The 12,700-nt window shown below is 35.6% G+C and carries 7 protein-coding genes; all 7 read left to right on the top strand.

The window, feature by feature from the left end; translation table 11 throughout:
• The first annotated feature begins 12 nt into the window (after positions 1-12).
• The 7 genes from LB452_RS02005 (at position 13) to LB452_RS01975 (ending at position 12,688) form a co-directional block, all read left to right on the top strand.
• On the top strand, positions 13-1,275 hold the full coding sequence (locus LB452_RS02005) for an OprO/OprP family phosphate-selective porin (protein WP_224460048.1): 1,263 nt from the start codon (positions 13-15) through the stop codon (positions 1,273-1,275).
• A gap of 99 nt (positions 1,276-1,374) precedes the next feature.
• A complete protein-coding gene (locus LB452_RS02000) occupies positions 1,375-1,914 on the top strand; it encodes a YceI family protein (protein WP_224460047.1) in 540 nt (179 codons plus the stop codon).
• 195 nt (positions 1,915-2,109) lie between these two features.
• Positions 2,110-3,486 carry a sugar porter family MFS transporter gene (locus tag LB452_RS01995; protein WP_224460046.1) on the top strand — a complete coding sequence of 459 codons (1,377 nt, stop codon included), beginning with the start codon at positions 2,110-2,112 and terminating at the stop codon, positions 3,484-3,486.
• A complete protein-coding gene (locus LB452_RS01990; RefSeq protein WP_224460045.1) occupies positions 3,458-6,313 on the top strand; it encodes a helix-turn-helix and ligand-binding sensor domain-containing protein in 2,856 nt (951 codons plus the stop codon). Before LB452_RS01995 ends, LB452_RS01990 begins: the two co-directional genes overlap by 29 nt.
• 236 nt (positions 6,314-6,549) lie before the next feature.
• Complete coding sequence (locus LB452_RS01985; RefSeq protein ID WP_224460044.1) at positions 6,550-9,594, top strand: SusC/RagA family TonB-linked outer membrane protein; 3,045 nt, start codon at positions 6,550-6,552, stop codon at positions 9,592-9,594.
• Positions 9,595-9,604: 10 nt separating this feature from the next.
• Positions 9,605-11,098: a RagB/SusD family nutrient uptake outer membrane protein gene (locus tag LB452_RS01980; protein ID WP_224460043.1), complete on the top strand. Its 1,494-nt coding sequence runs from the start codon at positions 9,605-9,607 to the stop codon at positions 11,096-11,098.
• Between the two features lie 12 nt (positions 11,099-11,110).
• Positions 11,111-12,688, top strand: a complete 1,578-nt coding sequence (locus LB452_RS01975) for a PKD domain-containing protein (protein ID WP_224460042.1) — start codon at positions 11,111-11,113, stop codon at positions 12,686-12,688.
• The last annotated feature ends 12 nt before the right edge of the window (positions 12,689-12,700 follow it).

Genomic DNA, 12,700 nt, shown 5'->3' with positions numbered 1-12,700 from the left:
AAACTAATAACAATGAGAACACTAAAATTAACCTTAATGATTTGCCTTACAATGGCATTTTCTTTAAACTCTTTTGCGCAGAAGCGTGACCTGGATAACTTCAGGCCTAGAGACCAAAGAGGTATAAATGTTTTTGAAGCACCAAAAGACACAGTCTCTACTTTTGATGGATTAAAAGTCAGAATCGGTGGAGCATCCACTTTACAGTTTCAATCTATTGATCACGAGAATAATGGGGCTGTGCCTTTAATAGCTTTGGGAGACAACTTTAATCTTGCAACAGCCAACTTAGATCTAGATGTAGCTCTTTATGATGGTGTACGTATGCACTTAAGGACTTATCTATCCTCACGTCACCATCCTGAACCTTATGTCAAAGGAGGATATCTTTTGGTCGATAAACTTGAATTTGTAAGTGAAGGCTTTATGGCCGATGCGATGAAGTATTTAACCTTCAAGTTTGGACACATGGAGAATAATTATGGTGATGCGCATTTCAGACGTTCAGATAATGCAGCAACCATCTATAACCCTTTTATTGGTAACTATTTGATGGATGCTTTTACCACAGAAGTTGGTTTTGAAGCTTATTATAGAAACAATGGCTGGTTAGCTATGCTTGGTGTAACTAACGGTAAGTTAAATCAATCTGTTGAAGAGACCAATACCAAGCCTTCTTTCTTGGCTAAATTTGGTTATGATAAGCAATTTAATGACGATTTCAGATTCAGAATGACGGGATCTCTTTACACTACAAAAGAGTCTTCTAAAACTTGGTTATATGATGGTGACCGAGCAGGTTCAAGATACTATTTGGTGATGGAAGAAGTAGGGGCCTCATCTTCTGGAAACTTTAGATCTGGTCGCATAAACCCAGGATTATCTACTGAGTTAACTTCTGTAATGATCAACCCTTTTTTGAGATACAAAGGTTTGGAGTTCTTCGGTCTGTATGAAAATGCTTCAGGTAAAGGGTTTGGTCCTAATCTCCCAAGCAGAACTTACAATCATTATGCGGCAGACTTAATTTACAGATTTGGAGCTACTGAAGATTTTTATGTAGGTGGAAGGTATAGCTATATTGATGGGGAACAAGCTTCAGGACAAGATATAAGTGTAGATAGATTACAACTTGGTGCAGGATGGTTTATGACCAAAAATATTCTTGCAAAGTTGGAATATGTGAATCAATCTTATTCTGATTATGATGCTGCAAGCATTCTTGCTGACGGACAGTTTAATGGACTTATGCTTGAAGCAGTAATTAGCTTTTAAATTAGCAAAGCCTGTTAGACTCACTCTTTTGGAGTGGGTCTAACTTTTTAAGCCTATATGATGAAATTAATAAGTATAATATTTTTAAGTCTTTTTTCAATGCTCCTTAATAGGAATGCAGAAAACAAAGTTGAGGTAAAAATCATGGAAGGAAGTCATCTTTATATTAATGGCGCTTCCAATGTAAATGAATTCACTTGTGATTATTTAAAACCAATTCAACCTAAAAGCTTCACTTTGTCTTATGAAAATATTGAAAACGGATGGCTTATAGAGGATGCTCAACTGCAACTGGAATCTGGTTCTTTTGATTGTGGCGGACGTCGGATAAATAAAGATTTTGAGGAGCTTTTAAAAGCTAATAAATTTCCTGTCATACAGATTGAGGTTTATGAAATTATACCTCAAAAGGCAAATTTTCAAGCCAAGATTGAAATGACCATAGCAGGAGTGAAAAAATCACTTCCTGTGCTTATATCATTACAAGAAGGCAAAGAAATCAACTATAATGTTACTTTAAACTTAAATATTGAAGATTTTAATCTGGACGCTCCTACCAAGGCGATGGGATTAATAAAAGTTCACGAAGAGATATCAATTCATGTAAATCTTCGCTTAGGCTTATCCATTAAAGGCTAAAAGTATCTGACGTGTAGTTATAATCATCAATACATTCAAAATCCTACTTCTTTAATTTCAAAAGAAGTGGGATTTTATTTTTAGATAGAATTCTTCAAAATTCAAGCAACAAAATTCAAGCAACAAAAAAATCTCTTTACATTTAATATCCTTTATTTAAAATATCTTTTCTACTTTGCCTTTTAAAACTATTCTATGAAGCCCAGAACTTTTTTACTGCTTATTACTTCTGTTTCTGCTCTTGGAGGGTTTTTGTTTGGTTACGATACAGGAGTAATCAACGGCGCTCAATATTTTTTAAGTCAGTACTTTGACCTTGATCCAGCGATGAAAGGCTGGGTGGTAGGCTCTGCTCTTATAGGCTGTTTGGTAGGGGCTATAAGTGCTGGGTATTTGAGTATGAAATTTGGTCGTAAAAATTCTTTAATTATATCGGCTTTTTTGTTTACTATTTCAGCCTGGGGTTCCGGTCTTCCTTCGTTTCTTCCAGAGTCAGTTTCGCTTTTGGTTATGTTTAGAATTCTTGGGGGACTTGGTATCGGCATTGCATCTATGAGCGCTCCCATGTATATTGCTGAAATTGCTCCATCTCACAAACGTGGTAGTTTAGTTACTTTCTACCAGTTGGCTATAGTTATAGGATTTTTCCTTGTGTTTCTAGCAACCTATTTTATAGGAAAAAATTTAAGTGTTGAGGAAAATATTGCCTTTGGCTGGAGAAGAATGTTTTGGTCCGAACTTATTCCAAGTGGACTTTTTCTAATTCTTTTGTTCTTTGTTCCAAAAAGCCCGCGTTGGTTGTACTTGATGCGAAGACCAGAGGAGGGTTTTGGGACATTGGTAAGGATACACGGTAAGGATTTGGCTAAGAAAGAAGCCTCCCAAATACAAGACTCGATAGATCAAAACACAGAAAAGCCAAAAGTCAATTTCTTTTCTAAAGCCGTATTGGGGATTATCATAATTGGAACTGTTTTTTCAATGCTTCAACAGTTTACAGGTATAAATGCAGTACTTTATTACGGGTCAGATATCTTCGAAAAAGCTCTAGGATTTGGTAAAGATGATGTTTTAGAACAGCAAATATTACTTGCTTTTATCAATCTGATTTTTACTTTCATTGCTATGTTCTCTGTTGATAAATTTGGTAGAAAACCTCTTGTTTATATTGGTAGTATAGGAATGATAGTCGGTTTTGCTCTGCTTGGTGTCACCCTTCAAATGGAAAGTGTCGGAATCTTGTCACTGATTGGAGTACTTTTATTTATTGCTTCTTTTGCTATGTCCATGGGACCAGTGGTATGGGTTTTACTCTCTGAAATGTTTCCAAATCGTATACGAAGTGCCGCTATGTCCATTGCGGTTGCTGCTCAATGGGCTTCCAATTATTTGGTGTCTCAGTTTTTTCCAGTGGTTTCTGAAAGTGAAACAAACATGAATGATTTCTGGAATGGGTCATTGCCTTATTATATTTTTATTGGGTTTATAATCATAATTATAATTTTTACCTATAAATTTATTCCTGAAACCAAAAATAAATCTCTTGAAGAACTTGAGGACATTTGGGACTAAAATCCCTTCCCTGGTTATTATTGTTTATGTGTTATTCTTTTTCACATGGGGTTTTCCTACAACTTCATTTTCACAGGAACTACCTCCGGTTCTTACCTTTTCACCTAAAGTTTACCAAGCAGATAATCAAAATTGGTCCATAACTCAAGGTGATAATAAGCATATGTATGTGGCCAATAACAAAGGACTTTTAGAATATGATGGTGAAGCTTGGAACTTATATCCTTCGCCTAATCAAAGTATTTTGAGATCTGTCTTTTATCATGACAATAAGATTTATAGCGGAAGTTATCGTGAGTTTGGATTTTGGGAAAGTTTACCTACTGGAGAATTAGAATATCGTTCATTATCCAATCCTATTATCGATTCCATAGGACCCGATGAGCAGTTTTGGAAAATCGATCGTCTAGAAGATTGGATTATATTTCAATCTTTAGATCATATTTACACCTATCATTTAAAAGATAAAAGTCTTAAAAAAGTTCAGATTGACGGGTCTATTACAAAAATGTATAAGCTGGAAAATGACTTATTCTTTCAAATTGCAAATAAAGGACTCTATAAAATACAGGATGGCAATTCACTCTTAGTTTCAGATCATCCAGTATTTCAAGAAAGTTTGATAATTAATCTTTATAAGCAGGATTCTGAACTGTTAGTTCAAACTGATATTAATGGTATTTTAACCTTAGAACCCTCTCCAAAGCAGTGGCCTTCACCAAACAATAAACTTCAAGATTTCTCGGTTTACACAAGTCTTCAGACTAAATCAGGTGACTTCGTTTTAGGTACAATATCGCAAGGAGTTGTTTTTCTGAATAAAGACGGAACTATTGATAAACAAATTTCTCAACAAGAAGGTTTATACAACAATACAGTTCTATCTATTTTTGAGGATTCGGATAAAAACATATGGCTTGGTTTAGACAATGGGATCAATTGTGTCAACCTTGACTCACCAATTTCCGTTTACAAGGGTGATAAGGGGGTTTTGGGTACTGTTTACGCTTCTGCAATTTTTGAGGATAAACTTTTTTTGGGGACCAATCAAGGATTATTCTTCAGGTCCTTAGAGGACACAAAAGAAAACTTCACTCTCGTTGAGGGATCCAGTGGTCAGGTTTGGTCACTCAATGTGATCGATGGTGATTTATTATGTGGTCACAATAACGGAACCTTCAGTTATACCAACAATCAGTTTAATCAAATATCAGATCAAACCGGTACCTGGTGCTTTAAGCCAGTTCCCAATCATCCTCATTTAGTTCTGCAGGGGAATTATAAAGGAATGAGCATCTTAGAAAAAGATATTGGGACTTGGAGTTTTCGGAATCCTATTAAAGGCTTCGATGTTTCATCAAAATTTATTGAATTTATATCCCCAACTGAAATTTTAATAGATCATGAGTATAAAGGTGTTTATAAAGTCAGTTTGAACACTAATTACACAGAAGTTGAAAATATTCATCAGTTTAAAGGTTTCGATTTAGGTTTATATTCAAGTCTGATTAAATTCAAGAATACTGTTTATTATGCTCAAAGCTCTGGAGTTTGGAAATACAAAAAAGATAAAAATGAATTCGCGCGGGACTCATTACTAAGTCAAATGTATACTCCTCTCACGTATTCATCAGGAAAACTGGTAAATACAGAAGGAGAAATTGGTCTGTGGAGTTTTAATAAAACTAGCATCGATTTTACGCTTCAGGGTAAATTCGAAAAAGAATTCAGGATTGCCTCAATCCCTATCACTTCCGACTTTAGGGAAACCATGGCAGGCTATGAAAATATCTACCAATTAAGAGATGAAAATCAATACTTAGTGGGAACCACACAAGGCTATCTTGTTATTGATGTTGATAAATTTTTTAAAACCAAAATCGATAAACCCTTAAAAATAAATTCAATTCAATTCAAAAAAAATGGGGGGACATATGAAGCTGCTGAATTTGAAGTTTCTCCGACACTTAAGAATAAATTCAATAATCTTTACTTCAACTTTAGTATTCCTTACTTCCAAAAATATTTCGCTTCTGAGTACCAGTACAAGTTGAAAGGATTCTTAGACGAATGGTCCGATTGGAGTCAGGTTCATGAAACCTCATTTAGCAATCTTCCTGCTGGAGATTATGAATTTCAAGTAAGAGCTCGCGTTGGCGAACTTTATGAATCTGAAATCCAGTCTTATTCTTTTACTATAAAGCAGCCCTTTATCTTTTCCACTGGTATGATCGTACTTTATGTTCTACTACTTGTAATTATTATTATCATTACTCATAACGCTTATAAGAGTTATTATAAAAAGCAAAAACATGAATTAAAGCTCCAAGCCAATAGAGAGCTTGAGCTAAAAGAACTTGAAAGCCAAAAGCAACTTATAAATATTAAGAATGAAAAGCTTCAGCAGGATATTGATAGCAAAAGCCGTGAATTAGCGGTTTCTACAATGAGCTTAATCAAGAAAAATGAATTTTTAGGATCGATTAAAGATGAGCTTCAGAAGGAAAAACCTTTGTCAAAGTCATCTCAAAATGTCATTAGAATCATTAATAAAAACATAAATAACACAGATGACTGGAAAATGTTTAAGGAGGCTTTTAATAATTTAGACAAAGATTTCTTAAAGACAATGAAATCTAAACACCCTTCTTTATCTCCTAACGATCTAAAATTATGTGCCTACCTAAGGCTCAACTTATCTTCAAAAGAGATTGCACCTCTTTTCAATATTTCAACCAAAAGTGTAGAAGTCAAACGATATCGTTTGCGTAAAAAGATGGATCTAGATAGAGAAATAGGCTTGACAGATTATATTCTAGAAATCTAGCACCAATACATGAGCTATATTTTTCTATACATTACCTATACATTAAGCTATTTTTGTAAGTTCTACATCGATGTAGTTGTAATTTTAACATCTCTTGAGGTGTCAATAAAATCAACACCTATCAGTATTTAATGCCTATTAAATATATGCATTTAACTTTCTGTAGTTTTTTTGTAATGTCCAAATCTGTTTATAGAGTTTATGAAAAATTAGATTTACGTTAAATAATTTATGATATGGTTAAAAACTTTTTGATAGCGACAATTTGTTTACTTTCTATGTGGACATATTCACAAGAAAACGACATTGAAGGAAGTGTTACAGATGCTGAGTCTGGAATGCCCTTATTAGGAGTCAACGTAATAGTTGAAGGAACTTCTACAGGAACCACAACGGATTTTGATGGTAATTTCACTTTATCGTCTGTCCCTAACGATGCAACTCTGGTTTTCTCATACTTAGGTTTTAAAACCCTGAAAATTAAGGTTGCAGAAGCCTCAGACTTTAATGTTAAATTGACTTCTGACACTCAGGCTCTAGACGATGTAGTTGTCATAGGTTATGGTAAAAGCAGTAAGCGAAAAGTGACAGGGGCTGTATCTACAGTAAACTCTGAATCGATTCAAGATTTAGAGCCTGTCAATGCAGCGACTGCTTTACAGGGTACTTCTGCAGGTGTCAATGTAACTCCACAATCTGGATCTCCGGGTGCTGAATCTAACATTAGAATTAGAGGTGTCTCCACCAACGGTAACAGTTCCCCTCTTATTATTCTTAATGGTTTTCAATATGACGGCGGTCTTAATTCCATAAACCCACAAGATATAGAGACCATCACGGTATTGAAAGATGCACAAGCTGCTATTTATGGTTCTATCGGTGCAAACGGTGTTGTTCTTATTGAAACTAAAAAAGGTAGTAAAAACACGGCTCCAGAAATTACATATAACACGTATGTAGGTTTACAGGAAACAACAAGAAAACTTCCTTTGCTTAACAGCAATGAGTATGCACTGCTTATCAATGAAAAATACGCTAATGCGGGACAATCTTTGCCTTTTTCAAATCTTAACAATATTGAAAACGATACAGATTGGCAAGATGCTGTTTTAGAGACAAGCTCAGTGGTTAGTAATAACTTTGCGATAAGAGGTGGTTCTGAAAAAACAAATTACTCGTTTAGTGCTTCCCATTTAGATCAAAAAGGTATTGTAGCTCCAGATAAATCAAATTTTAAACGTACTACGGCTAACTTATCTATAAATACTGAAGTGAAGGATTACTTGAACATTCAGGCCAATGTTATTTTTACAAATAACAGATCCCAGGGAATTAACTCATTTGGTTTAGGCTCGGTTTTGTTCAATGCTTTGAACATTGCTCCTACCATTAATCAAAATAGAAATAATTTAGACGGAACTATTGACTTAGGAAACGAAGTAGTAAATCCACTTACTCAAATCAATAATACATTTAATGATTTTGAAAGTAATCGTTTAAGTGGTAATGTGGTAGCTGAATTAGAGTACATTCAAGATTTTGAATTAACTGCTCGATATGGTTTTAATTCTTCCAAATTAAATAACAGACAATTTTTCCCTGAATTTAATTTTGGAACGGGGAAAGTATTCAACAGACCTGTCAATCAAGTCGATTTGGATCAGCAAGATTTTTATGATTACACATTTGATTTGTTCAATACTATAGAAAAAACATTTTTCGATGAATTGGATGTCACAAACACAACTGGTTTAACTGTATTTAGGTTTCATGGAGAAGGTTTGTTCGGTTCTCGAACAGGTGTTTTAAGAAACAGATATGACTTTGCTGACTTAGGTTCTGCTACTGGTGTTGGAGAAGGAAATCAAACCAACGGATCATTTGTAAGCGAGTTCAGAAGATTATCTTACTTCACAAGATTTGAATTTGATTATCAAGACAAATATTTGTTTTCAGCCATATTAAGAAGAGATACTTCGTCAAATTTTGGTCCTAATAATTCAACTGCATGGTTCCCATCGGTGACAGCAGGCTGGTTGTTAACAGAAGAAGATTTTATTGGCACCAGTGATTTTTTAAATTTTGCAAAATTAAGAGCAAGTTATGGTGAGCTTGGAAACGACCAGATTGGAGATTTTCTCTTTTTATCTGTACTGAGTGGTGAAGCAGAGTATTTATTAGGTCCAGACCAAGGTTTAACTACCGGGCAAGCTTTAGGTCCCCTAGCTAATCCAGCTGTAAAGTGGGAAACCGCTAAAAAATTGGATATAGGTTTGGATCTTCAGTTATTCAATAATGACTTGGATATCACATTAGATTATTACGATAACACAAGGGAGGACCTTCTGATACCAGGGATACCAACCTCAGGTATATTTGGTATAGCTGCTCCTGGAAGTTCTGCTCCAACTATCAATGCTGGTACAGTTAAAAATACTGGTTTTGAAGCAACATTGGGCTATAGCAAAGATTTTAGTGATGACTTCTCATTCTCTATCAATTATAACGTAAGTACAATTAATAACGAGGTTACTCAAATTAACGGTGCAGAGTTTCTAGAAGGCGGGCAGTTTAGTGTAGGACAGCAACCCCCATCCAGAATGGAAGTAGGATTACCTTTAGGATATTTTTACGGTCTTAAGACTGATGGAATATTTCAGTCTCAAGCTGAAGTCGAGGCACATCCTTCTCAATCCCAACTTGCAGGTGTTGAAGCTAGTCCTGGTGATTTAAGGTTCGTCGATACGAACGGAGATGGGGTTATAAGTCAAGATGACAGAACATATATTGGTGACCCAATACCAGATGTAACCATGGGTCTTAATTTATCTTTTACTTACAAAAACTTTGACTTTAGCGCTTATTCATTTGCTAACTTAGGCAATGAAATTGTAAGAAATTTTGAAAGAGATCAGATCAACGTTAATATGTTAAGCAGACGATTAAACCGCTGGACAGGTCCAGGGACTTCTTCTACAGAACCTCGTGTAACAACTGCAGCTACAGCCAACAAGTTATTTTCAGATTATTTTGTTGAGGACGGCTCTTTTTTAAGAATACAAACCATTTCTCTGGGTTATAATGTTCCTGTAGAAAACCTAAAGGCTTTTGGTATCAATGGAGTTAAAATTTATGCTAAAGTTGATAACGCATTTACCTTTACAGAATACTCTGGATACGATCCTACAGCCTCTACAGGAGCTCCAATTGGAGGAGGAATTGATCTTGGATTTTATCCGCTGCCAAGAACCTATACGCTTGGACTAAATGTTAAACTTTAAACGAATGAAAATGGCAAAGACAATATATAACCAATGGATCATGATTTTAATGGCGTTAGCCTTAGTGTCATGTTCAGACGATTTTGTGGAATTAGAACCACCTTACCGACTTACCTCAGAAAACTTTTTTGAGGCTGAAGAAGACTTTCAAAATGCATTGATTGGCTCTTATGATATTTTGCAGTCTACTTATGTCAATGTGATTCTTGGAGAAATTGCATCAGACAATACACATGCTGGAGGAGAAAGTGCAACCGACGTTGTAGGATGGCAGCAGGTAGATAGAATGGCTCATACCCCGGATAACAATAACTTAGATGATATTTGGGATTTCAATTTTGCTGGCGTTTACAGAGCATCTTATATCATTGAAAATGCTGATAAGATAGAATTTGAAGGTAAAGAGCAGATTATTGCAGAAGCACGTTTTTTAAGAGCTTATTTCAATTTTGAACTAGTCAAATGGTTTGGGGCTATTCCTATTAAGCCAGAAGGTAAATTTGAACTAGGTGAAGAAACATCTCTGCCTAGAACATCAATTGACTTAGTTTACGAATATATTGAGAACGATCTTTCTCTGGCCATACCGAACATGTCTTCTCAGGCTTTAGAAATAGGAAGAGCGTCCAAAGCTTCTGCTCAGGCACTTCTTGGTAAGGTACACTTGTACCAAGATGAGTTTAATCTAGCAGCTCCTTTGTTTGATGCAGTTATTGGTTCACAACAGTTTCATTTGTATGGAACAGAAGGTGATGAAGAATACGAAGACCTTTTTGAATTTGAAGCTGAAAATAGTGCAGAATCTGTATTTGAAATTCAATATTCTGGTCAAGCCCAAGGAGCTAGTTTTGACTGTTTACAATGTAGTGAAGGTAATGTAATGGTAGGGTTTAGTGGCGTAAGAGGCTACAATGGTCCTGTCTTTGAATCTGGATTTGGTTTTAATTTACCTACTGAAGAAACTTATAATGCCTTTGATTCTGATGACTTAAGAAGAGATGTTTCTATCTTAAACATTGAAGCTTGGGCTGCAGACACAGGTGCGACTTTCACCATAGGAAACCAAGACCCTACAACAGGTCATACCGGTTATTACAATAGAAAGTATATTCCTAGACAAAATGATAATTTAGGGGATGCTAACTTGACACAACCAAACAATTACAGAGCTATTCGATATGCAGATGTTCTATTGATGGCAGCTGAAGCCCTAAACAGAGGGGGCATCAATGATGGTTTAGCTCTTAATTATGTGAATCAAGTTAGAAACAGAGCAGGCTTGCCTAATGTTAACTTATCTGGAGGTCAGTTAACCGAAGAGATATATACTCAAAGACGACTAGAGCTTGTAGGTGAAGGACACCGTTTCTTTGATTTAGTAAGAACTGGAAGAGCAGCTAACGTGATTGATGGATTTACTCCAAACAAAAATGAAGTTTTCCCTGTACCACTTGAAGAAATTCAATTTTCTCAAGGAAATTGGGAACAAAACGCAAACTACTAATACATAATAGAGATGAAAAAGAAATTTTTAATACTATACCTACTCATGATTACAGTGTTTACTGTATCATGTTCCGATGATGAGGGTCTTCAAGATATACCAATTGGGGCTCCTTCCAATATTGACGCTAAGATTAGTTTTACTCAAGATAATTCAGGACTGGTAACTATCCTGCCTAAAGCTGAAAATGTGAACTTTTTTTATGCTGATTTTGGCGATGGAAGTGAACTTTCAGATACCATTAGCGTTGGAGAATCACTTTCACACATTTACGCGGAAGGTACTTTTGATTTAACCCTGGTAGCTATGAACGCGGCTGATAGGCAAACAGAATCAGTCCAGCCTATAGAAGTGTCCTTTAATGCACCCGAAAATCTTGAAGTTACTATCGAGAATGATGGCGTAGAATCCAATACTGTAAATGTTTCTGTCACTGCTGACTTTGCGACAAGCTTTGAAGTTGATTTTGGCGAAGAGGGTGTTGAGTCTGTAGTTAGTGGTTCAATCGAGGAAACTTTATCTTACACGTATCAACAATCTGGATCGTATACGATTTCAGTTGAAGTTATGGGTGCTGCATCACAAACTACAACTTATGTAGAAGAAAACTTTTTTGTTGAAGAGATTTTAGTACCCGTCGTTCCTGCACCAAGACCATCGGAACCTTCTCCTAATGTTATAGCTATTTATAGTGATAGATACACGCCAATTACAGTTACTGAATTACCAACAGAGTGGTCAGACACTAACTTTGAGGAAGTTGTAATTGAGGGTGATAATACTATTAAGTATTCTAATCTTGCTTTTACCGGTATAGTCACGGACTATGGGAATCCAACTGATTTGACAGATATGGACTATGTGCATTTTGACTATTGGACTCCCGATGCTTCTGCACTAGGTTTTAAATTAGTCAATACTGTTATTGGCGAAGAAGATATGGAATTTGTAGAATCTATTACTTCAGGCCAGTGGGTGAGTGTAAAATTCCCTCTAGCAGATTATGCCATGGATAGATCTCAGGTGACTCAGTTGTTATTTGACACAGCAGGAAACAGAGCTACCGTTTATATCGATAACTTATATTTTTCAAAAGAAGTAGCGCAAGAGCCAACTACATCAGCTCCAGTTCCTACTCAAGACGCATCAAACGTAATTTCAATTTATAGTGATACATATACTTCAATTACTGTAAGTGAGCTTCCAACTGTATGGTCTGGTTCAGGCTATGAGGAGGTTTCAGTAGATGGAAATAATGCCATGTTATTTACAAACTTTGATTTCTTAGGAATTGTGACAGATTATGGTAATCCAACTGATTTAACAAGTATGACACATGTCCATTTCGACTATTGGTCTCCTAATGCAGAAAGCCTTGGGCTTAAGCTAGTTAATACAGCACTAGATCCAGTTCAGGAAGATATAGAAAATGCTGGAGCTTTAACTTTAGGAGAATGGGTTAGTGTGGATATTCCACTTGCTGATTTTGATATGGATCTTTCTGCTGTTACTCAGTTAATTTTTGATAACCTAGTTGAAGCAGATGCTGACGATACCGTTTATATCGATAACTTCTATTTTTACAATTAAATTTTTAAGACA

The sequence above is a fragment of the Psychroflexus longus genome (genome assembly GCF_020164595.1).
Classification (GTDB): domain Bacteria; phylum Bacteroidota; class Bacteroidia; order Flavobacteriales; family Flavobacteriaceae; genus Psychroflexus; species Psychroflexus longus.
This window is presented reverse-complemented; position numbering and strand designations above follow the sequence as displayed.

Coding starts and splice junctions, on each gene's coding strand:
- LB452_RS02005 (WP_224460048.1), top strand. CDS start 13: ATGAGAACACTAAAATTAACCTTAATGATTTGCCTTACAATGGCATTT.
- LB452_RS02000 (WP_224460047.1), top strand. CDS start 1,375: ATGCTCCTTAATAGGAATGCAGAAAACAAAGTTGAGGTAAAAATCATG.
- LB452_RS01995 (WP_224460046.1), top strand. CDS start 2,110: ATGAAGCCCAGAACTTTTTTACTGCTTATTACTTCTGTTTCTGCTCTT.
- LB452_RS01985 (WP_224460044.1), top strand. CDS start 6,550: ATGGTTAAAAACTTTTTGATAGCGACAATTTGTTTACTTTCTATGTGG.
- LB452_RS01980 (WP_224460043.1), top strand. CDS start 9,605: ATGGCAAAGACAATATATAACCAATGGATCATGATTTTAATGGCGTTA.
- LB452_RS01975 (WP_224460042.1), top strand. CDS start 11,111: ATGAAAAAGAAATTTTTAATACTATACCTACTCATGATTACAGTGTTT.